Source organism: Roseovarius sp. JB2-10 (genome assembly GCF_055693585.1).
Genome location: NZ_CM146337.1, coordinates 2,809,648 through 2,831,383 on the forward strand (window position 1 = coordinate 2,809,648; position 21,736 = coordinate 2,831,383).

At 58.5% G+C, this 21,736-nt stretch carries 22 protein-coding genes and 1 pseudogene; 9 read left to right on the plus strand and 14 right to left on the minus strand.

From position 1 onward, the window contains the following. Positions 1–86 precede the first annotated feature (86 nt). Entirely contained in the window at positions 87–236 is a 150-nt protein-coding gene (locus ACZ1HJ_RS14105) for a hypothetical protein (RefSeq protein ID WP_472719290.1), read from the minus strand. 154 nt (positions 237–390) lie between these two features. Between ACZ1HJ_RS14105 and ACZ1HJ_RS14110 the strand changes: the two genes are divergently transcribed. Genes ACZ1HJ_RS14110 through ACZ1HJ_RS14120 form a run of 3 tightly spaced genes read left to right on the plus strand, consistent with a single transcriptional unit; the run spans position 391 to position 2,728 of the window. Continuing rightward, positions 391–624 carry a winged helix-turn-helix domain-containing protein gene (locus tag ACZ1HJ_RS14110; protein ID WP_472719291.1) on the plus strand — a complete coding sequence of 78 codons (234 nt, stop codon included), beginning with the start codon at positions 391–393 and terminating at the stop codon, positions 622–624. 55 nt (positions 625–679) lie between these two features. Continuing rightward, positions 680–1,600, plus strand: a complete 921-nt coding sequence (locus ACZ1HJ_RS14115) for an alpha/beta fold hydrolase (protein WP_472719292.1) — start codon at positions 680–682, stop codon at positions 1,598–1,600. Positions 1,601–1,651: 51 nt separating this feature from the next. Next, complete coding sequence (locus ACZ1HJ_RS14120; protein ID WP_472719293.1) at positions 1,652–2,728, plus strand: acyltransferase family protein; 1,077 nt, start codon at positions 1,652–1,654, stop codon at positions 2,726–2,728. Here ACZ1HJ_RS14120 and ACZ1HJ_RS14125 read toward each other — a convergent pair. From ACZ1HJ_RS14125 to ACZ1HJ_RS14180, 12 genes are all read right to left on the minus strand, one after another. Then, positions 2,718–3,545 carry an arginyltransferase gene (locus tag ACZ1HJ_RS14125; RefSeq protein WP_472719294.1) on the minus strand — a complete coding sequence of 276 codons (828 nt, stop codon included), beginning with the start codon at positions 3,543–3,545 and terminating at the stop codon, positions 2,718–2,720. The genes ACZ1HJ_RS14120 and ACZ1HJ_RS14125 overlap by 11 nt on opposite strands. Positions 3,546–3,636: 91 nt before the next feature. Next, a complete protein-coding gene (locus tag ACZ1HJ_RS14130; protein ID WP_472719295.1) occupies positions 3,637–4,086 on the minus strand; it encodes an RDD family protein in 450 nt (149 codons plus the stop codon). 55 nt (positions 4,087–4,141) lie between these two features. Continuing rightward, positions 4,142–4,588, minus strand: coding sequence for a DUF2852 domain-containing protein (locus ACZ1HJ_RS14135; RefSeq protein WP_472719296.1), 447 nt, complete (start codon positions 4,586–4,588; stop codon positions 4,142–4,144). 292 nt (positions 4,589–4,880) lie between these two features. Continuing rightward, a complete protein-coding gene (locus tag ACZ1HJ_RS14140; RefSeq protein ID WP_472719297.1) occupies positions 4,881–5,627 on the minus strand; it encodes an ABC transporter ATP-binding protein in 747 nt (248 codons plus the stop codon). After that, positions 5,624–6,409 carry an MlaE family ABC transporter permease gene (locus tag ACZ1HJ_RS14145; protein ID WP_472719298.1) on the minus strand — a complete coding sequence of 262 codons (786 nt, stop codon included), beginning with the start codon at positions 6,407–6,409 and terminating at the stop codon, positions 5,624–5,626. Before ACZ1HJ_RS14145 ends, ACZ1HJ_RS14140 begins: the two co-directional genes overlap by 4 nt. After that, entirely contained in the window at positions 6,406–7,446 is a 1,041-nt protein-coding gene (alr, locus tag ACZ1HJ_RS14150) for an alanine racemase (RefSeq protein ID WP_472722217.1), read from the minus strand. The genes ACZ1HJ_RS14145 and alr overlap by 4 nt, the downstream gene beginning before the upstream one ends. A gap of 137 nt (positions 7,447–7,583) precedes the next feature. Further along, on the minus strand, positions 7,584–8,027 hold the full coding sequence (locus ACZ1HJ_RS14155; protein WP_472719299.1) for a response regulator: 444 nt from the start codon (positions 8,025–8,027) through the stop codon (positions 7,584–7,586). Next, positions 8,024–9,844: a CHASE domain-containing protein gene (locus ACZ1HJ_RS14160; protein ID WP_472719300.1), complete on the minus strand. Its 1,821-nt coding sequence runs from the start codon at positions 9,842–9,844 to the stop codon at positions 8,024–8,026. Before ACZ1HJ_RS14160 ends, ACZ1HJ_RS14155 begins: the two co-directional genes overlap by 4 nt. A gap of 199 nt (positions 9,845–10,043) precedes the next feature. Next, the gene (locus ACZ1HJ_RS14165) at positions 10,044–11,534 is read right to left on the minus strand and encodes a replicative DNA helicase (protein WP_472719301.1); all 1,491 of its coding nucleotides are present in this window, start codon (positions 11,532–11,534) and stop codon (positions 10,044–10,046) included. Between the two features lie 242 nt (positions 11,535–11,776). Beyond that, positions 11,777–12,454: an orotate phosphoribosyltransferase gene (locus ACZ1HJ_RS14170; RefSeq protein ID WP_472719302.1), complete on the minus strand. Its 678-nt coding sequence runs from the start codon at positions 12,452–12,454 to the stop codon at positions 11,777–11,779. 28 nt (positions 12,455–12,482) lie between these two features. Continuing rightward, complete coding sequence (gene pyrC, locus ACZ1HJ_RS14175) at positions 12,483–13,520, minus strand: dihydroorotase (RefSeq protein ID WP_472719303.1); 1,038 nt, start codon at positions 13,518–13,520, stop codon at positions 12,483–12,485. Positions 13,521–13,593: 73 nt separating this feature from the next. Continuing rightward, positions 13,594–14,532 (minus strand): phosphoadenosine phosphosulfate reductase, encoded by a 939-nt coding sequence (locus tag ACZ1HJ_RS14180; protein WP_472719304.1) that lies wholly within the window; start codon positions 14,530–14,532, stop codon positions 13,594–13,596. A gap of 183 nt (positions 14,533–14,715) precedes the next feature. Here ACZ1HJ_RS14180 and ACZ1HJ_RS14185 point away from each other — a divergent pair, with 183 nt between their 5' ends. The 6 genes and pseudogenes from ACZ1HJ_RS14185 (at position 14,716) to ACZ1HJ_RS14210 (ending at position 20,521) form a co-directional block, all read left to right on the plus strand. Further along, entirely contained in the window at positions 14,716–15,624 is a 909-nt protein-coding gene (locus ACZ1HJ_RS14185) for an AAA family ATPase (protein ID WP_472719305.1), read from the plus strand. Further along, complete coding sequence (locus ACZ1HJ_RS14190; RefSeq protein WP_472719306.1) at positions 15,621–16,523, plus strand: MBL fold metallo-hydrolase; 903 nt, start codon at positions 15,621–15,623, stop codon at positions 16,521–16,523. The genes ACZ1HJ_RS14185 and ACZ1HJ_RS14190 overlap by 4 nt, the downstream gene beginning before the upstream one ends. Continuing rightward, positions 16,516–17,768: pseudogene (locus ACZ1HJ_RS14195) on the plus strand (vWA domain-containing protein). Before ACZ1HJ_RS14190 ends, ACZ1HJ_RS14195 begins: the two are co-directional and overlap by 8 nt. Before the next feature lie 119 nt (positions 17,769–17,887). After that, a complete protein-coding gene (locus tag ACZ1HJ_RS14200) occupies positions 17,888–18,850 on the plus strand; it encodes an XdhC family protein (RefSeq protein ID WP_472719307.1) in 963 nt (320 codons plus the stop codon). Further along, entirely contained in the window at positions 18,847–19,842 is a 996-nt protein-coding gene (locus tag ACZ1HJ_RS14205) for a molybdopterin-binding protein (protein WP_472719308.1), read from the plus strand. Before ACZ1HJ_RS14200 ends, ACZ1HJ_RS14205 begins: the two co-directional genes overlap by 4 nt. Before the next feature lie 10 nt (positions 19,843–19,852). Further along, a complete protein-coding gene (locus tag ACZ1HJ_RS14210) occupies positions 19,853–20,521 on the plus strand; it encodes a dimethylsulfonioproprionate lyase family protein (RefSeq protein WP_472719309.1) in 669 nt (222 codons plus the stop codon). A 57-nt stretch (positions 20,522–20,578) separates the two neighbouring features. On the opposite strand, the gene ACZ1HJ_RS14215 is transcribed toward ACZ1HJ_RS14210, so the two are convergent. Next, positions 20,579–21,532, minus strand: coding sequence for a radical SAM protein (locus ACZ1HJ_RS14215; RefSeq protein ID WP_472719310.1), 954 nt, complete (start codon positions 21,530–21,532; stop codon positions 20,579–20,581). Positions 21,533–21,736 lie beyond the last annotated feature (204 nt).

Sequence of the window (21,736 nt, forward strand, 5' to 3'; positions counted from 1 at the left end):
ACCGTTTGGTTTTTCGGCGGCCCGGGACCTTCCAAACATGCCCAAAGGCGCCCGGCATGCATCGGAAACGAGATCGCTGCTGTGCGTTATCGGCGGACGCGTTTTTTGCCGAACACGGCCCGGCACAGCATATGCATCTGTTCGCTGCGCATGCGGTGTCCGATTTCAAGGTAGTGTCTGGTATCGACGGACCCATCGCGGCGCATTTTTGGCGGGTCAATTGTGTAATGTGGCATGACATTCATCCTTCCAAATTCTGCATTCATTCAACCACCGAACCAATCCGCGCGCTTGAAGACGGTCTTTAGAAAGCCTTGCCTTTGGCTTGTTATTTTCCCGCAACCTTGAGGAATGGTTGCAATTTCAGGGTAAAAGCCGGTTAGCTGAACCATGATCTATTGTTTCGCAGATTGTATTTTGGACAGCGACCGGCAGGAATTGCGCCGGGACGGGGCATTGGTCCACGTGGAGCCGCAGGTCTTTGCGCTTCTGGAAATCCTGCTGGAACGCGCCGACAATACAGTAACCAAAGAAGATCTGGTGGCACATGTGTGGAACGGGTTGGCCGTTTCGGATCTCGACCATTTCCGCCCGCATAAATGCCGCCCGAACAGCCGTTGGTGACAACGGCCGGACCCAGAATGTCATTCAAACCGTGCATAAACGCGGGTTTCGCTTTGTGTCTGAGGTTCGCCGCCGTGGTGCGGCCGCGCCTGTCCCGACATCAGGGGCTTCGGCTGCACCTTCTGCCGTTCGGTTCCTGCAATCCGCCGATGGCGCTGCGATCGCCTATGCCTCCAATGGGTCCGGGCCACCGTTGATGCGGGTCAGTCATTGGCTGTCGCATCTGGAACTGGATTGGGATTGTCCGGTCTGGCACCCGTTTCTGACGTCTCTGGGCAACGAGTTTACAGTGCATCGGTATGATCAACGGGGAACAGGCCTGTCGACCCGCGACCTGGATCGCACAAACATTGATGATTTTGTCGCAGATTTAACAGCCGTAGCAGATGCGGCGGGTCTGGCGCGCTTTCCGATATTTGCCGCATCGCAAGCCGTGCCCGTGGCCATACGGTTTGCCGCGCAATTCCCCGACCGGGTCACGCATCTGGTGCTATACGGGGGCTATGCGGTTGGCCGCAGGTTCCGTGAATCAGCTCCGGGCAACATTGATGAAGAAACCATATTGGGCTTGATCCGCGCCGGATGGGGCCAGCCAGAAAGCGCTTTTTTCACGGCATTCATCACGCTCTTCATGCCCGATGCGACGCCCGAACAAATCGCGAGCTTTGCCCGTATTCAATCCGCTTCCATCGCGCCTGACAGTGCGGCCACAATGCGCCAGATCGTCGATGGCTTTATGGTGACCGAGGATTTGCCCAAGGTGCAAGCCCCCACCTTGGTGTTGCATGCGTCGGGCGATGCCATTCATCCAATTGAGCAGGGCAGGATGATCGCGGCCACCATACCGAATGCGCGTTTCATGATGCTGGACAGCCGCAATCACGTGCCGCTGCCGCAGGATCCTGCCTGGCACAAGCTGCTTGGTGCGGTGAAATCCTTTTGCGCGCCCATTGACGTTTCAGGTGTGTCTGAATAGGCGGGAAGGGTCGGGGCAGGGTGGGTCTGTCGCCGGACGGGGACAGGTGCGATGCTGCTCAGGCAATATGGCGATACGGATTTCATCACTGGCCTCAGGGCAATTGCGGCGCTGATGGTTGTGGCCGTACACACCCGCGCCTTTGACGGTCTGGGATGGGTCGGTGAGATTGCCAGCGACAATGGCAAATTCGGCGTGCAGATCTTCTTTGTGATCTCCGGCTACACCATTGCCGCAACCTATCTCAAAGCCAGCGAGTTCAAGCCCTATTTCATCCGGCGTCTCATGCGGATTGCCCCGCTCTATTATCTGGCCATTCTGGTGTTTTTCGTCCTGATTGCCACGGGTTCGATTGTGAAACCCTATTTCATGGACCTCTATGGAACCGAGGCGGACGCCTATAACCTGCTGGCGCATCTGACGTTTCTCAGCGCGTGGGATGCCCGCGTTGCCAATTCGCTGATCGGCGTGGAATGGACGATCCCGGTAGAGGTGTTCTGGTACGCTGTTTTGCCCTTTCTGCTGCCCTACCGGCTGGAGCGACGCAGCTTTATCAAGGCATGTCTCGTGCTGCTGCTGTTATCAGGGGTGACGCGGGCATTGGCCGAGCTTTGGCTGCCAAAACACGCGGCCCATTTCATGCCCCTGACTTATGGCGCGTATTTCTTGTTGGGCGCGTGGTGCCACCACATGCGTGCCAAACTACGCGATGCGCCGGGTTTTGCACCGGGACCGTGGTGCCTTGTGGGCTATGTGGTTTTTGCCTTTGCCCTCCTGACAAAAACCGGCTTCTCAGCGCCGTTGATGGCGTTGGCCACGGCGTTGATCATCACCTGTTATCGGAGCTCGGACACACAGTTCCAGCTCCTGCGGTCCAAGCCGTTCGTCTTGATTGGATCGATCAGCTACAGCATCTATCTGTGGCATCTTCTGGTGGTGATAGGGGCCACGAGCATCCTGGGAACGACCTATGTAGAGATGCCGCATCTGCTGAAATTCGCAATGGTTTCCGGGGGCACCATTGCGCTGTCAGTCCTGACATACCTGCTGGTTGAGCGCCCAACCAATGCCCTCGGGCACCAGCTGGCGCAGCGCTTCGAAAAACGGGATCAGGCGATTAGCGGCTAGGGCGCAGAGGCCGTCCATCTGGCAGTGCGATATCAGCCACCTGTTCGGCAATCGGGTCATTGCTCAGCGGATGCCGCCGCGCGTCATAATCCGCCGGGTCGCGCATCCGCTCCCATTCGCCGTTCACATAAAGCTCCAATCCGGAAAACCCGGCCTTGTAGCCCATCTTGTCACTGCCCGGCACCCAGTAGCCCAGATAGACATGGGGCAGGTTGGCATCGCGCGCGATCTGCAGGTGGTCCAGAATGATGTAGGTGCCAAGGCTGTCACGCGGACGATCCGGTGTGAAAAACGAATACACCATGCTGACGCCGTCATCCAAAACATCCGTCAGGCAAACCGCCACCAGATCACCGCTGTCGCGGTCCACGTATTCAACGACACGGGTGCGGATCGGTGTCTCCTCGACCATGGCGGCAAATTCGAATGCATCCATGTCCGCCATCCCGCCGGTGGCGTGGCGGCTCTCAAGATAGGTCCGGAACAACTCGTATTGTTCATCCGTGGCCCAGGGTGATGTGGCCCGGCGCTCGAGATTGAGGTTGCGTTTCAGGGTCCGACGCTGGCTTTTCGACGGCGTAAAATCTTCCACCGATATGCGGGCAGACAAACAGGCCGCGCAATCAGCGCAGGACGGACGGTAGAGCACGTTTTGCGACCGGCGAAACCCTTGTTTCGACAGGCCGTCATTCAGGCGTTGCGCCCCGTCCCCTTGCAGGGCCGTGAACAATTTCCGTTCCATCCGGTCCTCGAGATAAGGACAGGGCTGCGGGGCCGTCACGTAGAATTGGGGCGCAATTGGCAGAGTGTGGCGCATGTCACCTTTATCGATGGCGTAACAAAAGGATACCAACGAAGTCTGAACACGCCAAGCGCTAATGACGCCCACGGTAAAGAGACGGTGCGTCCTAGCTGCGCGCGCGTCGGTTCAGCGCGACCGTTCCCAGCACATGATCCGTCAATCCCTGACCCCGTGCGCTGCTGGCCATCAGCACGACTGACACGATTTGCAAGAGCGTGATCGCCCATGAAACACTGTATCCAAGCGTATGCATCAAGGCTGTCGGCAGATCAAACCGGTTGCCCTGCAGCGTGCGAAATTCAATCGCTGTCAGGCGCATGCCCCAGGTGGCAGAACTGTGCGCAATGGTCGCAACACGGTAGAAAAAACTGACCGTTAAAAACAGCATTGGAAAGAAAAACAGCCCGGTAAAGGCCGTAAACGGGACAATCAGAAGGCACATCACCAGCACCACAACTGTATCAATCCCCCAGGCGATCAGACGCTTGGTGGGAACATCCGCGTAAAAATCGGGTTGCGAATGCGGATCCGGGATATGCCAGGTAGTGTCAGTCATCACTGTCATGGATATAGGAAGGCAGGGGGCCCGGGAGAACCCCGGGCCGGGCCGATCAGGCGGTTTTTTCGTCGCGGTCTTCGCCACGATCATCATCGGCGCGCGCGGCTTTGGCACGATCATCCATGAATTGATCAAATTCTGCCTTGTCGCGGGCATCGCGCAGGCGTTGCAGGAAAGCCTCGAAATTGTCCTGCTCTTCCTGCAAGCGGCGCAGGGTTTCGGATTTGTAGGCATCAAAGGCCGCGTTTCCCGTTGGGCGCGTCACCGAAGACGCGTGCCGTTCGCGGCGACTGCATGACATACCGGTCGAAAGATAAGACATTTTTCTGCTCCAGAGCATATAGGCAAGAAGGGCGAGGCCGAGCGGCCAGAAGAGGATGAAGGACAAAACGATGGCGACGATCCATCCCGCTTTTCCTTTGTTGTCCAGCCAGGTTTCGGCCCTGCGGACCCACCCGCTGAAACCAGATGCGGAAGGGGATTGGGCAAGGGTGGTCATGAGTGGCGTCCTTTACGATTGCGTTGCATGAATGTGAATGTCTTTCACATCACTAAGATTGGCATGGTTCGTGCGTGTTGCAAGAGGCAATGTAAATCTTTTTAACATTAAGCAGAAAAAAGCCTGAAAGGTAAGGAATCCATGACTTTTGAGAAAGCCGGTAAATTGCTAATTTGAATGCAGGAGGGGGGACGTATGCGGTTTATATCGATTATTTTGTTTCTGAGTATTGTACTGGTGACTGTCGGGGCATAATCCCGGCAGCCCTCTGATCCTAAAAAGCGCGTGTGTTTTACCGGACCGCTTCGATCGGTCCTTCGGCTTTGCCCTGAATAAACTGATCCAGATAGGGATCACCACTGGCATCCATATCGGCCACGGGACCCGTCCATTGGATAACCCCGTCATGCAGCATGGCGACATTGTCCGCGATGGCGCGCACCGATGTCATGTCATGGGTGATGGTCATGGCGGTGGCGCCCATCTCAACGACAATCTCGCGGATCAGGTCATTGATCACGCCGGACATGATCGGATCAAGCCCGGTGGTGGGTTCGTCGAAAAAGATGATCTCTGGTTCAGCCGCAATGGCCCGCGCAAGACCCACACGTTTTTGCATGCCGCCTGACAATTCCGCCGGAAAAAGGTCTGCAACCTCGGGCTTCAATCCAACGCGGCGCAGCTTTTCGACGGCAATCTCCCGGGCTTCATCCTTGGGGCGTTTGAGCGATCCGCGCAGCAACCGGAACGCCACGTTCTGCCAGACGGGCAAGCTGTCGAACAACGCGCCGCCCTGAAAAAGCATTCCGAACCGCGCCAGAAAACTATCCCGCTCCGCTTTGGTCACATCTTCACCGTCCAGCGTGATGGTGCCGCTGTCGGGTGTCACGAGGCCCAGAATGCTTTTCAGACAAATGGATTTCCCGGTGCCCGATCCGCCGATGACAACCATCGAGGTTGATTTGGGGATGTTCAGATTGACCCCCCGCAGCACCTTGTTGCTGCCAAATGCTTTATGGACGTTCGAGAGTTCGATCATAGCGAAAACAGGATGCTGGTGAGAATGAAATTGGCGGCAAGGATCAGGATCGCTGCGCTTTCAACGGCGCTTTTGGTGGCGCGGCCCACACCTTGGGCGCCGCGTCCGGTGTTCATGCCGTGATAGCAGCCCAGAAGGGTCGCGATGAAGCCAAATGCCGCCCCTTTGATCAGGGATGAGATGATATCGCGCGCTTCAACGAAATTGACGGTGTTCTGGAGGTAGGCCGCGGGATTGAACCCCAGTGATTTCGTGCCCACGATGTATCCACCCAGAATGCCAATGATGTCACCTATGCCGACCAGAAGTGGCACCATGATCAGTCCGGCCAATACACGGGGCACGGTCAGGTACTTCATGGGGTGGGTTGAAAGCGTAACCAGCGCGTCGATTTGTTCGGTCACTTTCATTGTCGCAATTTCCGCGGCGATAGAAGAGGTCACGCGCGCAGCGATCATCAGACCGACAAGAACGGGCCCCAATTCGCGCACCATGCCAATGGCGACAATCTGCGGCACAACCGCTTCGGCATTGAAACGTGCACCACCGGAATAGATTTGCAATGCCAATGCACCGCCCGTAAATATGGCTGTTAGCCCCACAACGGGAAGGCTAAAATATCCAACATTCAAAAGGCTTTGTAGTATTTCTTTAAAGTAAATCGGCGGGCGAACCATATGGCTGAGCGTTTGGCCCGCAAAAATTGTGAGACGCCCAAGGGTGCCCAGGCCGTGGGTTAAAGGGCGTCCAATGGCCGCGAGAAATGCGAAAAGCCAGGTCATCCGCCGATATAGCGCCGATGATATCGCGCGCCCATCGAGGTCAGAATTTCATATCCGATGGTTCCCGCCGCCTCCGCGAGCGTATCGACACGTTGATGCGGGCTCAAAAGATCAAGCATTTTTGGGTTGGGATCGTCCAGATCGGTGATGTCGACGCCAATCATATCCATCGAAACCCGGCCCGCCATTGGGCATCTTTGGTCGTCGTGGTAGACGGCGGCATTGGGGCCCATCGCGCGGATGATACCATCGGCATATCCTGCTGCGATGGTTGCAATCCGGCTGGGGCGTTCCGCAACAAAGGCGTTCCCGTAGCCAACGGTTTCGCCGATATCCACATCACGGCATTGAATGACGGGCACGCTCAAATGCGCCACCGGGGCCGCATCGGCAAAAGGCAGGCCGCCGTAAAGGCCAATCCCGGGCCGGGCAAGATCAAAGTGATAGCTTTGATCCAGCAAAACTGCCCCAGTGTTGGCAAGGCTGCGCGCCACGTCCATCCCGTCGGTCATTTGCATGAAGGTTTTGAGCTGTAGGTCGTTCATGGAATGACCCGGTTCATCGGCGCAGGCCAGGTGGCTCATCACAACGGTTGGGTTTTGCTTCAAAGCGATGTCGCGAACCGCGGCCCATTCCGTGGGTTCCATGCCAAGCCGGTTCATGCCGCTATCAAGCTGAACGCCAAAGGAATGGCCGGGCAGGGCTTCGACATGGCGCACGAGCTGATCCATGGAATTGATCATGGGCGTCAGAGCCATATCGCTGATCATATCCGTGTCGCCGCGCATATGGCCGGAAAATACGTTGATCACAGGGTCGGGGCCAAGCGCCTGACGCAGGGCAGCGCCTTCTTCGGCGGCGGCCACGAAAAACGTCCTTGCGCCGGCACGGGCCAGAGCGCGCCCGACACGGTCCGCGCCCAGACCATAGGCATCTGCTTTGACAACTGCGGCCGTCTCTGCTGTGCAGATTTTGTCCAACGCCCGCCAGTTTGCGACCAGAGCGTTCAAATCAATTGTTAACGTAGCTGTTCCCATGCCTTTGGGTTTTGACATGGTTGACGGTCGGGTCAAGAGGGAATGCGGTTGGCGGCAATGATCCGGTCATAGGCGACGCTTAGATCGTGCTTTGTTATGCGCCAAGTGCGCAGGCGGGTAGACCGCTGCCGTTCCGTTTAAACGGCCCGGGGCAGCTCGACAATTGACAAGTAATCAACCAGAACTTCCATCTTTTCCGCCAAGGGCGTGGCCCCCACCGGCTTCACGATGTAGCCGGTTATGTTATGGGCATAGGCCGCGCGGATGTCGGCCGGATTGTCCGATGTGGTCAGGACAACAACAGGCGTATGCGCGATTTCGGGATCATGCCGAAGCTCTGACAAAAATTCGATCCCGTTCATGCAGGGCATGTTGATGTCCAGCAAGACAACAATCTGCCGCAAAGGCTGCGGTCCTGACAAGGTTTTCCGCAGCAAATCAAGCCCTTCCAGCCCGTTCTTCGCCCAGAGCAAGGGGAAAGACAGGCGCGATTTCTTGAGGGCGCGGGCAAGGGCGCGGGCGTCAAGTTCATTGTCATCCACATGCAACAGGCTCAGCGTATTGAAATCGAACGTCGTCATGCTGCAAGCGAAACAGGCGCCTCTGCCTGAATGTCCTTGGGCCAGTCAAAGACAAACGTGCTGCCTTGTCCGGGGTCACTTTTAAGCAGAACCTGTCCTTTGTAGAGCTGCACAATCTTCAAAACGATTGCCAGCCCGACACCGGTGTTTTCTACATTCCTGTTGGCATGCAGCGTCTGGAACATGCCGAAGATGCGATTGTGGAACCGGCGGTCGATCCCGGGGCCGTTATCCGCGACGGAAAAGATCAGCCTATCGCCGGTGTCTTCCACCGTAATTTTGACAGCGATTTCTTCTGGCCGATCATGGTGCTTTTTCGCATTGGTGATGAGGTTCTGCAAAACCTGCTCCAACCGCACCGCATCCGTCTCAATCTGAACCGGTGCGCCCAGAATGGTAAATTGGTCGGGTTGCAGACCGGCGGCCACGCACATCGATGTGATCATGCGATTTGTGTCGATAACCTTGGGCGACACGGCATTGGGCTGAATGCTGGAATAGGCCAGTATACCGGTGATCAGGGATTCCATGCGATGGACCTGTTCATCCAGCAATGACAAGTTTTCGCGTATCTCTTCGTCCTGAACCTGTGGCGGCATCGTATCAATATTGTCCCGGATGCATTCGGACAAAAATCCGATCCCGCGCAGAGGTGTTTTGAGGTCATGGGAGGCTACATAGGCAAAACGTTCCAGATCCTCGTTCGACCGTTGCAAACACTCTGCCCGGTTTGTCGCCTCGCGCGCCATACTGTCGGCAAAACGCAACGCGCGGCGGTTGGACTGGGTCATCAGTATGAAAATACTCAACAAAAGCCCGTCGATGATCAGCCCGCCGAGCAGGATCAACACCGGTTCATTGCTCCGGTTGGCCGCTAGGAATTCAGGTGTTTCCCATATTTCGAAAGTCCATGTGCGGCCAAAAATGTTTGCTTTTCTGACCTTCAGATATTCAGAATCCACTGCTTCCGAGTGCCGGCGCTCGTCGTAGAGTGGCGTATCACCGTCACGCACGGAAAACTGGACCTGCCGGTTGTCTTGTCCCAACACGCCATTGATAAGCTTTTTGAAAACGAAGGGCGCATAGACCATGCCCACAAAATTCTCACGCCGTTCGGCTACATTGACGGACCGGGTCGAGTAATACGGCATATAGAACAAAAATCCGGGCGTACGCATGGCATCCTGAACCAGCGTTATCGGCCCGGTGATCTGTGGCGCGCCGGTGTCGCGGGACCGCAGAGCCGCTTTTCGGCGGTTCGTTTCATGCGCCATGTCCAGTCCGACGGCCTCGGCATTGATATCAGCAGGTTCGATAAAGGTGATGGGAAAGAGCGTGTCAAAATCATGCGCAGGATGCACATTGAAATCAGGGCGGTTTTGGCGTTGTTCGGCGAGGTAGGCGCCCAACTCCGCACGCGGTACTTTCAGGATTACGCCGATACCGTTAATCCCGGGATATTTCGCGTCAAGCTCCAGGGCGTTGCTGAATTCCACCCATTGGTCATGGGTCATCGCGCCGCCGGACGCCTGAATGGTGGCGACGGCCGAGCTCAACGCATCTTCGTAGTGACGCATTCTATCGATCGTCAAATCCACAACCTGGTCTGAATAACGATCAAACCGGGTTTCGGCCTGCCGCGTGACCTGCAAGCTGGTGAAATACCATGCCCCGGTTGTCAAAATCAAAGACAACAGGATGACGAACCAATGAATCAACTTGAGATCGGTCATGCGTGCAATGGCTTCGCGTTCCGCTCTTGCACTTGGTGCAACGGATTTCGCCGTCACCCATTTGGGTTCCACAACTTTCCCCATATTTTTACCCCACACGTTTTGCCCATGGATACGGGCGTCCCTCAACGTGCAGGAACTCTGTGAATTTCAGGTTAAAGTTCCAGAAACCATTTTAGTGAAATCGTTAAAATCGCTGGTGCCGCTCCGGCGGGATATGCAGCGAAATAAGGACTTTGGCGGGGTTTAACCGGTCAGAATAGTAATTTGTTTAGAAATTGATTTAGAACTCCTGGTCTGACCCGAGCTGCTGCCAAGGTTTGACCAGATTGCCGAACCGCGTGAACTGCGCCTCGAAACTCAGCTCTACCGTGCCGATGGGGCCGTGGCGCTGTTTGCCGATGATAACCTCGGCTTTGCCATGCAGGCGCGACATGCGTTCCTGCCATTCGGCGGTCTCTTCCAGTTTTTCCTCAGAAGGTTTTTCGCGCTCCACGTAATACTCTTCGCGGAAGACAAACATGACCACATCCGCATCCTGTTCGATCGAACCGGATTCGCGCAGGTCTGAGAGTTGCGGGCGTTTGTCATCGCGGCTTTCGACCTGACGCGAGAGCTGCGACAGGGCAATCACAGGAATGTTGAGTTCCTTGGCGATGGCCTTGAGGCCCATCGAGATCTCACCGATTTCCTGCACGCGGTTGTCGGAGGTGCCACGCACCAGCTGCAGGTAGTCCACGATTAGCAGATCAAGCCCATGCGTTCGCTTCAGACGACGCGCCCGGGCGGCCAATTGTGAGATCGGGATGGCGGCCGTGTCATCAATGAAAAGGGGGCAGGCCTCAAGCTCCTTGGCGGCATCGACGAAGCGGCGAAACTCACCCTCATCCATGTCACCCTGCCGGATCTTGTGGGATGAAATTTCAGACGCTTCGGCCAGAATACGGCCCGCCAGCTGTTCGGCACTCATTTCGAGGGAGAAAAAGCCGACCACGCCGCCATCCACAGCGCCCTCGGTGCCATCGGGATGGGTGCCGCGCTTATAGGCCTTGGCCACGTTGAAGGCGATGTTGGTGGCGAGCGAGGTTTTCCCCATCGATGGCCGTCCGGCCAGGATCAGAAGGTCGGATTTGTGCAATCCCCCCAGCATCTTATCCATGTCGATCAGGTCTGTCGCAATCCCGGCCAGCCCGCCTTCGCGCATATAGGCGGCATTGGCGACGTTGACCGCATCGGTGACCGCCTTGAGGAAGGACTGGAACCCGCTGTCGGATTGGCCCTGTTCGGCCAAAGTGTAAAGCTGCTGTTCGGCCTCTACGATCTGATCTTTAGGCTCGCTGTCGACATCGAGCCGCGCGGCCTTGCCCGCAATTTCATGGCCAAGGCTGATCAACTCACGACGGATCGCCATGTCATAGATCATCTGCGCGTAGTCACGCACCGCGAAGGAGCTGATGGCAGAACCCGCAAGCCGGGTCAAATAGGCCGGACCGCCTAGTTCCTTGAGGCCCTCATCGTCTTCGAGAAACGCCTTGAGCGTGACCGGCGAGGCCAGGTTGTTCTTGGCAATCCGGGCCGAGGCCACTTCGTAGATACGGGCGTGAACGGGATCGTAGAAATGCTGCGGCCCGATGATGGCGGCAACACGATCATAGACGTCATTATTCGTCAGGATCGCGCCCAGCAACTGCTGTTCCGCCTCTGTCGAATGCGGCATTGTCTCCGCGTTTTCGACCTCAACACCGGTGGCATTAAAACTAGCGATCTCGTTCACGACTGCTCCCTCGTTATTCTTATTGTTGAATGCTTTTGACCGGCCCCGATGGCGTTGTAGCGCAATGCAAGTGCAGGCTCTATCGGGACAGATTTGTGGATATCTGCCGGGATAAAACGGTGCATAAATCACCCGCGTGCCGGAACTACCCAGATAGTGTAGCACAGAGCCTGTTTTTGTCTACATCATGTAGCGCGCGGACGATCTCGAATTGCCGAAACTGCCCTTTTCCACAGGCAAATTTATTTCTTGTTATCTTCCTGCCACTTACGCGGATCGTTCAGAAAGACCTCGACCTCATCCAGCGTGGCGGCGGTGAAGCTGCCCTGCGCGCGGGCCTCGGCCAGCACGTCCCACCAGGTGCAGAGATGATGTAGCGCGACGCCGTGATCGCCCAGGGTTTTCTCGGTTTCGGGGAATATACCGTAGTAGAAGATCACCGCCGTGTGCCCGCATGCCGCGCCGGTTTCGCGGATCGCATCCACGAAGCTGAGCTTTGAGCCGCCATCGGTGGTCAGGTCCTCAACCAGAAGCACCCGTTCACCCTCGCTCATCGCGCCTTCAATGCGGGCATTGCGGCCATAACCCTTGGGTTTCTTGCGCACATAGGTCATGGGCAGGGCCATGCGTTCAGCCACCAGCGCGGCAAAGGGGATACCTGCAGTCTCGCCGCCCGCGATATTGTCAAACGCCTCGAACCCTGCGTTGCGCATGACCGTCACGGTCAGGAAATCCATCAGCGTCGACCGGATGCGCGGATAGCTGATCAGCTTGCGGCAATCGATATAGGTCGGGCTGGGCAGGCCCGAGGCCAAAGTAAACGGCTCATCCGCGTTGAAATGCACCGCACCAATTTCCAGCAACATGCGCGCGGACAGGCGGGCGATTTCCTCGGGCGATGGATAGCTGGACGGGATCATGGGCGGGAACCTCTGTTGTGGCGTCGGATCATGCGGAGACGGCCCAGTGCAGCGGGAAACCGGGGTCAAACACGGTCACGGTGCCGTCTTCGGAGTAAATTTTGTCGGGGTGGGTCACGGGGCCACCCTTGGTGAGGGTAATCGTCGCCTCATTGGCGGGCAGACCATAAAAGGCCGGACCGTTGAGCGAGGTGAACGCCTCAAGCTGGTCCAACGCGCCGTCTTCTTCAAACACATGGGCGAGGATCGACATGGTGTTCGTGGCGGTGAAACACCCCGCACAGCCACAGGGGTTTTCCTTGAGCGCATCGGTATGCGGCGCGCTGTCGGTGCCCAGAAAGAACCGTTTGTCGCCGGATGTAGCCGCCGCGCGCAGGGCCAGGCGGTGTTCTTCGCGCTTGGCCACGGGCAGGCAGTAGTAATGCGGCCTGATCCCACCGACCAGCAGATGATTGCGGTTGATCACCAGATGATGCGTGGTGATCGTGGCTCCCAGATTGTCCTGGCTTTTGGCATATTCCACCCCGTCGCTTGTGGTGATGTGTTCCATGACGGTGCGCAGCCCGGGCGTGGTGCGGCGAATGGGGTCAAGCACGCGGTCGATGAACACGGCCTCGCGGTCAAAAATGTCGATCTCTGGGTCGGTGACTTCGCCATGCAGGCAGAGCGGCAGGCCAATCTCGGCCATCCGCTCCAGCACACCGCGCACCTTGTCGAAATTGGCAACCCCGCTGGCGGAATTCGTCGTGGCCCCGGCGGGGTAAAGCTTGACCGCCGTGATCAGCCCGCTGGCATGGGCGGCGGCCACGTCATCGGCGTCGGTGTCTTCGGTCAGGTAAAGCGTCATTAGCGGAGTGAAGGCCGCACCCTCGGGCATCGCGGCCAGTATGCGGTCACGATAGGCGGCGGCTTGCGCGCCGGTCACCACGGGTGGCACCAAGTTGGGCATGATGATGGCGCGGGCAAAATGGCGGGTCGTCTCGGGCAGAACGGCACGCAACATGGCGCCATCGCGCAGGTGCAGGTGCCAGTCATCGGGGCGGCGGAGTGTCAGGCTGCTGGTCATGTGATGGCCTTACACAATCCCATCGGAGCGCACCAGATGCGATCTGCGGGAAAACAGGGTCGAAAGGCTGGGATCACTCCGGTCGAATGCCAAGCTTGTTGCGGGCACGTGACAGCGCCTTGCGAAACGGCGCGGCTTCGCGTTTTTCCAGCACAGCCTGCGCCAGAAGCATCACGAGATAGGGCCGGTTTTGCGTCGACAGCCGTTTGAGCAGACTGAACTGGTAAGATCCGTCATCGCGCCGCGCCCGAAAGAGCCGCGCCAGACGTCGACGGGTGAGCTTATCAGCGCTGAGTTGCGCAATGACCCGCAACAGCACATTCATCCGCAACAGCGATTGCTCCATGCCTGTGCCCATGTGGCGCATCCGAAACCGCGTGACGTTGGGCCGGTCGAAAAGGGCCGCGTGCATTGCATCGAGCGCAATTTCAGGGTCGTAGAGCAGAAACGCCTCCTGCGCGGCTTCCAGCATATCGGGGGCATAGCCGAACCGATCGGTGAAAGACGTGCGACGCATGTGGCGATACCGGTGATCCCATTCCGCGACACGCGGCTCCAGCGTGGCCTGGGGTTGCAACAGAAGGACCTTTGCGCCGGGTGCTGCCACGGAAAACGCGGCGGCGGCATATCCACACGGCCCTGCGCCATAAAAGATGACCTGTTCGAAATCCTCAAAGAAGCCGTCATCAATGAGCCGGTCGATATACCCATAGACCCGGGCGTCGCGAAACCATGTATCGCCATCGCTCACCAGACACAGATGAGACCATTTCAGCGCCTTGACCATATCCCAGCCCATGGGATGGCCCATGTCCGACAGCTTGTTGATCCCTTGATGGGTTTCGAACGTGACCAGAAGGGTCGGCTTTTCTTCGACAAAGATCGCCGCATGGCGGTCGCCCAGCCGTTCGGTATAGCCGTCCTCATCGGTGATTTCGGTCAGCTTTTCCAGCCAGTCGTGCCATGCCATGCCTTTGAGCGGGGTTTCATAACCCTCAAGGATGTCCTTCATGGGAGTGGGTCCTCGGTACACTGAATCGCCGAACGCCCGGCGACAAAAAGTTAAAGCGATATCATCGGGCTTATTTCCGGAAAATCCAAGGGGATTCAGCCAGCCCTGTGCATATCTCGACTGAGGGCTATCTTGACGGCACGGGCAGGCCCATGCAGTGCTGGCACCAAATGGAGGCGGAATATGAGTGATCCGGGTTCGATCGACGCGGTACAGGAGATGCTGGACGCACAGGGCTATGTCTGTGGCAGGTCCTTGGGAACGGTGGTTTTTTTGGCGCTCAGCCTGGGCCGGCCATTGTTTTTGGAAGGCGAAGCGGGCGTTGGCAAGACCGAGATTGCCAAGGCGTTGGCGACAGGTCTGGGACGGCGCTTGATCCGGTTGCAGTGCTACGAAGGTCTGGATGCGGCATCGGCGGTTTATGAGTGGAATTTCGCCGAGCAGATGATAGCGATTCGCGCCGCCGAAGCATCGGGCGGCGTGGACCGCACGCACCTTAAGGACGAGCTATTTACCGATGAGTTTCTGATAGAGCGACCATTGCTGCAGGCGATGCGTCCGCAGGAGGGCGGTGCACCGGTCCTGTTGATTGATGAGCTCGACCGTACCGATGAACCGTTTGAAGCGTTTCTCTTGGAAGCGCTCAGCGACTTTCAGGTGACGATCCCGGAATTGGGCACCATCGAAGCACCCGAGCCACCCATCGTGATCGTGACCTCCAACCGCACACGCGAGGTGCATGACGCACTCAAACGGCGCTGTTTGTATCATTGGGTCGATTACCCGACGTTCGACCGCGAGATCGAGATTTTGCAAGCGCGTGCGCCGGAGGCTGCCGAAACGCTGAGCCGCGAAGTGGTGGCCTTCGTGCAGAGCCTGCGCACGGAGGACTTGTTCAAGAAACCCGGTGTGGCGGAGACCATTGATTGGGCCAAGTGCCTGTTGGCTTTGGATGTGATTTCCCTAAGCCCCGAAGTGATTGCCGACACGTTGGGTGCGATCCTGAAATACCAAGATGACATCGCCAAGCTGCAAGGCTCGGAGGCCAAGCGCATTCTGGACGAGGCGCGCGAGGGTCTAGAGGCATCGTGAGCCATCCTCAAACGCAACACCTGCGCATCTTTGAGCCGCATCCGGGGCTATTTGCCTACTATGACGGTCGCGTGCCCGGACATCGGTTCATGGCCGAGGAAAACTGGGTTGATCCCGGCGCGATGGCATTGGGCACCGCGACCTATGCGTTGGTCGAAGGCGACGCGGCACTGGTCTACGACACCCATGTGTCGCCCCGGCACGGCGCTGCGATCCGAGCGCATCTTGAAGCGCAGGGGGTCCGAAATTTTACCGTGATCTACAGCCATTGGCATCTTGATCACGTGGCGGGTACGGCGGCCTTTGGGAATGTACCGGTCATCGCCAATGACAAGACCGCAGCACATCTGACCGAGCGCAAGGAGGTGATCGAAAGCGGGGCTTATCATGGCCCGCCTGCGATCAACCCGCTGATCCTGCCCACGCAAACGTTTTCTGGACAGATGGACATCACATTTGGCACCCGCCGTGTTGTCTTGGTCGAAGCCAATATTCACAGTGATGACGCTACGGTACTCTGGCTGCCGGAGACCGGTATCATGCTGGCCGGTGACACGATTGAAGATCCACTGACCTATGTATCAGAGCCGCAGGATCTGGGTCTGCATCTGGTGGAACTGGATCGCTTGGCAGCACTTGGCCCACGCCACATCCTCCCGGATCACGGTGCGATTGAGGTGCTCAAAAGGGGCGGGTTCGGCCCAGAGGTGATCCCAGCAATGCAGCGCTACATCCGATGGCTGATGGCGCTGGACGCCCATCCGGAGCGCGCGACAGACAAGATCGAAGATATTCTGGCATCAGAATTCATTGCAGGCACGCTGGTGTGGTTCGCCCCTTATGCCGAAGTTCACGCCGCGAATGTGGCCGCCGTCCTGAAGGAATACGGCCATGCCTGAATACGCGCCGTTTGACCTGCCGGAAAACCCGCGGCTCACGCATAACATCACCTATTTTGCACGCGCCTTGCGGAACGCAGGCATGCCGATTGGGCCGGGCCGGGTGATTGATGCCATTCGCGCCGTCGAAGCCGCCGGGTTTACCGACAAGCGCGACTTTTTCTGGACACTGCACGCCTGTTTTGTGAATCGCCCCGAGCATCGCGCGGTCTTTGCGCAGGTGTTTCGCCTCTACTGGCGCGATCCGCGGTACATGGAGCATATGATGGCGATGATGCTGCCCGCCATCCGGGGTGTACAGGAGGACCGGACCGCGCAATCGGCCGAAAAACGCGCGGCTGAGGCGCTGTTGGACGGGGCTCAGGGTGATTTGCCCGAATTTGCCGACAGCCCCGGCGAAGAAACGGTGATTGAGATCGATGCAAGTGCCACGATGTCGGGCGAAGAACGCCTGCGCACCCTCGATTTCGAACAAATGAGCACAGCGGAGATGGCCGAGGCAAAGCGTATGCTGGCGCGGTTGAGCCTGCCGGTAAAACCGCTCGCCTCGCGACGGGCCATGATCAGTCACACAGGGGGACAGGTGGACGCGCGCCGCACCCTACGTCAGGCCATGCGCCGGGGCGGTGAGATGCGGCGTATCGCCCTGAAAAAACCGCGTCCACGGTGGCCGAACCTCGTGGTTCTATGTGATATCTCAGGCTCGATGAGCCAATATAGCCGCATGGTGCTGCACTTTCTGCACGCGGTCGCCAATACCAAGGGGCAGGGGTGGGCCAAGGTGCATGCCTTTACCTTTGGCACCCGTCTGACCAACATTACCCGCCATCTGGCCACGCGCGACGTGGATCAGGCGCTGGCCGCCGCGGGCAGCCATGCGCAGGATTGGGAAGGCGGCACACGGATCGGCGATTGCCTGCATGCGTTCAATCGCGACTGGTCGCGGCGGGTGACCGGGCAGGGGGCGGTAGTGCTTCTGATCACGGACGGTCTGGACCGGGGGGAGGCGATGATCTGGCGCGCGAGATGCAACGGCTGCAGCTATCCTCGCGCCGCCTGATCTGGCTGAACCCGCTCCTGCGATGGGAGGGGTTCGCGCCCAAAGCCCGGGGGATTGCCGCCATGCTGCCCCATGTCGATGCGTTTCGCGCCGGCCATTCAATTGCCACGCTGGAAGAGCTGGCGCTGGCCATCTCGGACCCGGGCGATGCCGGCGAAAAAGCCCGATTGCTGGCCGCTTTGTGAGCGGTCGGGTGATCCAAAGGCGCGCGACCGCGCAAGATTTTCCAGATGGATTAGAGGTGACGCATTGAACTTGCCGCGCGATTGGCTCAGGCTGTGGCGTGATCTGGGGTGGATGAGACATGGACCGATTTGACGACATTCCCGAACAGGCATTGGCTTGGCACCGCGCCGGTAAAGGTGCGGCACTGGCCACCGTGGTCGAGACATGGGGCAGCGCCCCGCGTCGGACAGGAAGCCAGTTGGCCATTTCCGGTGCTGGAGAAATGGCTGGATCGGTTTCCGGCGGGTGCGTTGAAGGCGCGGTTGTGGCCGAAACTCTGGATGCCATCGACACGGGCGACCGGATCACCCTTGAATACGGCGTCAGTGATGATGATGCATTTGCCGTGGGCCTGGCCTGTGGCGGGACAATCCGGGTGCTGGTGGAACCCATCGGATCAGTGATGCCGGAAGATGTTCTGGCAGATTTGTGCGCTGCGCGTGCTGCTCGGGAGCCTGTGGCCTATTCCACAGGGCCAAAGGGACAACACCTTTTGCGCACGGGTTTTGCGCAAAGGTTCCGCATGGACCGCTCGGGCTTTGAGGAAGACGGTGAAACGTTCATTGCCATCCATAACCCGCCTGTGCGGCTGGTCGTGGTGGGCGCCGTTCATATTGCGCAGGCGTTGATGCCCATGGCGCGCATCGCGGGATATGATCCCGTCCTGATTGATCCGCGTGAAAGCTTCGCCAGCGACGCCCGGTTTCCCGGCGAAAGGATCCTGCATGACTGGCCGGATGAAGGGGTGGATCAGGTGGGTCTGGACACGCGCACGGCATTGGTGCTGCTGACCCATGATCCCAAACTGGACGACCCGGCGCTCGAGCGCGCCCTGGCCTCGGATGTTTTTTACATCGGCGCTTTGGGATCGACGCGCACCCATGCCAAGCGGATCGAAAGACTGACCGCAAAGGGGTTTGACGCCACTCAGATAGAGCGCATTCACGGCCCGATTGGTCTCAACATCGGCGCGGCAGGTCCCTCCGAGATTGCCGTATCGATCCTGGCGCAGATGACACAAGTTCTGAGGCAAGGCGCGTGAAATTTGGCCCTGTGCCCGTGCGCGAGGCCGAAGGGGCCATTTTGGCGCATTCGATCCGCTTGCCGGATGGCCGTTTGCGCAAAGGCGTTCGGTTGGATGCGACACATCTGGAGGCTTTGGCGCAGGCCGGTCATGACAATGTGGTTGTCGCCCGACTGGATGCAACGGATCTGCACGAAAACGAGGCCGCGCGTGCACTGGCTTCGGATCTGGTCGCCGAGGCGCAAGGCCTGCATCTCAGCGAAGCCTTCACCGGACGGGTCAACCTGATCGCTGACGCACCGGGTGTTGTTGTGCTGGATGTGGAGGCCATCCACGCGGCAAATGCGGTGGATCCGGCCATCACGGTGGCGACTGTCGCGCCGTTTCACCAAATTCACGCCGGGGGCATGGCCGCGACGGTCAAGATCATCGCATACGGTGTGCCCAAGACCGCCGTGCGTGCGGCCTGTGAAGCGGCCCGCGGGGCCATCACGCTGGCGCAGCCCCTGCACAAAACTGCCAGCCTGATTGTCAGCGAAATCCCTGGGGGGCCGGGCCAAAAGGGCGTCGATGCGATTGAAACCCGATTGCGGGGACTGGGGATCACGCTGGCGCAAAAGCTGAGTTCTGTCCATGACGAAAACGCATTGGCCGAGCAGTTACGCGCCGCCACCGGCGATATCATCCTGATCCTCACCGGGTCGGCCACATCGGACCCGGAAGACACAGGGCCCGCAGCACTTCGGCAGGCCGGGGGCAGGTTGGAGCGGTTTGGCATGCCGGTCGACCCCGGCAATCTGCTCTTCTTGGGCGAATTGGCGGGCAAGCCCGTCATTGGCCTGCCGGGCAGCGCGCGTTCCCCGGTTCTACACGGCGCAGATTGGGTGCTGTCGCGGGTGGCGTGCGGCATACCCGTAACGCACAGGGATATCGCGCGCATGGGGGTTGGTGGATTGCTCAAGGAAATTCCAACGCGGCCGCAGCCCCGACGGCCCGGCAAACGCTCCTAGAGGCGCGCCGATGTCACCGGTTCATCACCTATTCACCGAGACGGCTCAGGTGCTGCGAGCGCTCTGCGGTAATGATCCGCGTATGGAAGGTGCGCTCAAACGGATATGTGCGGCTGTGCCCGCCGAAAACCAACCGCTACGCGGCGTTGGGCACGTTCCCGGACATTCAGACCTGCTCGATCTGGCAATTTCCAATATACCGGATGCTCCATTTGGTCGCCTGAAATCAGCGCTCGAGGCCTCCAAGGACGATCTGCGCTGGCGTGTCGATGATGGAACGTATTACGCGGCGAATGCGGATGTCGGTGACGGGTACAAGATCGGTAACATGCATACCCTGTTGATGGGGCCAAAAGACAGCGTGGTGCCGTCGGAAGATCTTCTGCTTGGGTTTTTCCTGCTCGCACCGCGCACACTATACCGCGACCATCGCCATCTTGCGCCGGAGGTCTACATCCCCCTGACCGGGCCAAGCGGGTGGCGTTTTGAGCGCGGCCCTTGGCACGATCACGCGGCGAGTAGCGTCATCTACAATGCGCCGAACGTCACCCATGCTACACGTGTCTACGACACACCGTTTCTGGCCCTTTTTGCATGGACCAAGGATATCGATGCCGCTTGCGAAGTTGTGCCAGCCAAGGACTGGACCGACATCGAAAAAAGCCTCAACGGTCTTTGATCAAGCATCTCAGGAGGTTTGCCGGCTTGCATCTCACCGCTGCCGCGGCACGCTCCTTCAGGCGGAGCAGCTGGCCCCGCCCAAGACGCAGAATTTGGCGCAATGCGGATGGTTCAGTGCCACGTCGCGCTCTGCCTCGGCCAGGGTTTCGCCCAGTTCGAACTCAGGCGCGTAAGGCAGCAATGTGCAGGCCAGAACCGCAGGTTTTTCCGCACCCTTGCGTTTGACCACCATGCGCGACGACGCGCACATGATCGCATCGGGTGATTTGCCCAGGATGTCCCAGCATCCGGTAGTGATTTCAGGGACCTCAACAGCCTCATCCATTTCCGGGAAGAGCACGGTCACGCCCGGGTTCGCCGCGTCAATGTCAAACCTGTGTTTTTCGTAAAACGCGCGGTAGCCCTCGCGCGATTGCGCGTCACTTTCGCCCCACATGGTGCGGCCTGCCACGGCCATGCGGATGCCGTTGTCGCGCAGCCATTCCATGCCTTCGAGCGTCCGGGCAAAGGCGCCCTTGCCGCGTTCCTTGTCGTGGAACTCTTCCGACCAGTGATCAACGGAAATGCGCAATGTCAGCTTGTCACCGAATTCCTGCGCCAGCTCCAAAAGGCCGGCACGCACGGATTTGCGCATCATCGGGCGCATCGCGTTGGTCAGGATCAGAACGTCATACCCGCGCTCAAGTGCGGCGCGTGTCATCGCGTTCATTTCGGGGTTCATATATGGCTCGCCGCCGGTAAAGGCGATTTCACGAATGGGCCATTTGCGCTCTTCGATCTGGTCGAGAAAGGTGCGCACTTCGTCTGCAGTGATGTACACCAACGCGTCATTTGTGGGCGAACTGGCGATATAGCAATTCAGACATTCAATGTTGCACAGCGTGCCCGTGTTGAACCACAAAGTTTCGGGATGCGTCAGGGCCACGCTGGCGCGCGCCTGTCCATCGGCCGTGGTTTGCGGGTCCTGAAATTTGCCCGCATTGGCCAGACCTGTGACTGTGTCTTTCATTCTACTACCCGAATTTTTCGCCCTTTTTTCGCCTATAGCAACTTATTGGGCAAGGGAAGAAGTTGCACGGGTGCTGACACCATTGTGAACGGCAATCAGCGTGGTAGTGTTGCGCCACGATGCACCGCGGGATCACCGGCGGTAAAAGCGGGGTGGCCCAGTCGGCGCCGTTTGCCCCAAAAGAACACATGCAGCGGCAAGGGT

What these genes read in the sequence shown, in the direction of transcription:
- ACZ1HJ_RS14105 (WP_472719290.1), bottom strand. Translation starts at nt 236, where the DNA reads ATGCCACATTACACAATTGACCCGCCAAAAATGCGCCGCGATGGGTCC.
- ACZ1HJ_RS14110 (WP_472719291.1), top strand. Translation starts at nt 391, where the DNA reads ATGATCTATTGTTTCGCAGATTGTATTTTGGACAGCGACCGGCAGGAA.
- ACZ1HJ_RS14120 (WP_472719293.1), top strand. Translation starts at nt 1,652, where the DNA reads ATGCTGCTCAGGCAATATGGCGATACGGATTTCATCACTGGCCTCAGG.
- ACZ1HJ_RS14125 (WP_472719294.1), bottom strand. Translation starts at nt 3,545, where the DNA reads ATGCGCCACACTCTGCCAATTGCGCCCCAATTCTACGTGACGGCCCCG.
- ACZ1HJ_RS14130 (WP_472719295.1), bottom strand. Translation starts at nt 4,086, where the DNA reads ATGACTGACACTACCTGGCATATCCCGGATCCGCATTCGCAACCCGAT.
- ACZ1HJ_RS14135 (WP_472719296.1), bottom strand. Translation starts at nt 4,588, where the DNA reads ATGACCACCCTTGCCCAATCCCCTTCCGCATCTGGTTTCAGCGGGTGG.
- ACZ1HJ_RS14140 (WP_472719297.1), bottom strand. Translation starts at nt 5,627, where the DNA reads ATGATCGAACTCTCGAACGTCCATAAAGCATTTGGCAGCAACAAGGTG.
- ACZ1HJ_RS14145 (WP_472719298.1), bottom strand. Translation starts at nt 6,409, where the DNA reads ATGACCTGGCTTTTCGCATTTCTCGCGGCCATTGGACGCCCTTTAACC.
- alr (WP_472722217.1), bottom strand. Translation starts at nt 7,446, where the DNA reads ATGGGAACAGCTACGTTAACAATTGATTTGAACGCTCTGGTCGCAAAC.
- ACZ1HJ_RS14155 (WP_472719299.1), bottom strand. Translation starts at nt 8,027, where the DNA reads ATGACGACGTTCGATTTCAATACGCTGAGCCTGTTGCATGTGGATGAC.
- ACZ1HJ_RS14160 (WP_472719300.1), bottom strand. Translation starts at nt 9,844, where the DNA reads ATGGGGAAAGTTGTGGAACCCAAATGGGTGACGGCGAAATCCGTTGCA.
- ACZ1HJ_RS14170 (WP_472719302.1), bottom strand. Translation starts at nt 12,454, where the DNA reads ATGATCCCGTCCAGCTATCCATCGCCCGAGGAAATCGCCCGCCTGTCC.
- pyrC (WP_472719303.1), bottom strand. Translation starts at nt 13,520, where the DNA reads ATGACCAGCAGCCTGACACTCCGCCGCCCCGATGACTGGCACCTGCAC.
- ACZ1HJ_RS14180 (WP_472719304.1), bottom strand. Translation starts at nt 14,532, where the DNA reads ATGAAGGACATCCTTGAGGGTTATGAAACCCCGCTCAAAGGCATGGCA.
- ACZ1HJ_RS14185 (WP_472719305.1), top strand. Translation starts at nt 14,716, where the DNA reads ATGAGTGATCCGGGTTCGATCGACGCGGTACAGGAGATGCTGGACGCA.
- ACZ1HJ_RS14200 (WP_472719307.1), top strand. Translation starts at nt 17,888, where the DNA reads ATGGACCGATTTGACGACATTCCCGAACAGGCATTGGCTTGGCACCGC.
- ACZ1HJ_RS14210 (WP_472719309.1), top strand. Translation starts at nt 19,853, where the DNA reads ATGTCACCGGTTCATCACCTATTCACCGAGACGGCTCAGGTGCTGCGA.
- ACZ1HJ_RS14215 (WP_472719310.1), bottom strand. Translation starts at nt 21,532, where the DNA reads ATGAAAGACACAGTCACAGGTCTGGCCAATGCGGGCAAATTTCAGGAC.